Origin of the sequence: Lactobacillus gallinarum DSM 10532 = JCM 2011 (assembly GCF_001434975.1) — a bacterium.
Lineage (GTDB): Bacteria > Bacillota > Bacilli > Lactobacillales > Lactobacillaceae > Lactobacillus > Lactobacillus gallinarum.
The window spans coordinates 1-225 of the sequence record NZ_AZEL01000035.1 but is presented as its reverse complement, the minus strand read 5'-3'; the positions used below and the strand labels follow the sequence as shown (position 1 = coordinate 225).

At 34.7% G+C, this 225-nt stretch carries 1 protein-coding gene; it reads left to right on the top strand.

What is annotated here, in order from left to right; genetic code table 11:
- The coding region (locus tag FC37_RS10405; RefSeq protein ID WP_162255100.1) for a mucin-binding protein at positions 1–225 on the top strand (225 nt) is incomplete at both ends.

The following is a 225-nucleotide window of genomic DNA, read 5'->3' as shown; positions in this document are numbered from 1 at the left end:
AGCTACGATTACCTACATTGATGACACTGAAAAGAAGACACTTGGTAGTGACAAGCAAAATGGTAAGTTCAACCAAGTAATTACTTTTGAACATGATCCAGCAGAAGTTATTAAAGGCTTAGAAGAAAAAGGCTATGAATTATTTTCAGATAACTTTAAGCCGGGCATTAAGTATCAAAATGATAACAAGTCCAATAGCTTTGAAGTTCACTTGAAACATGGCAC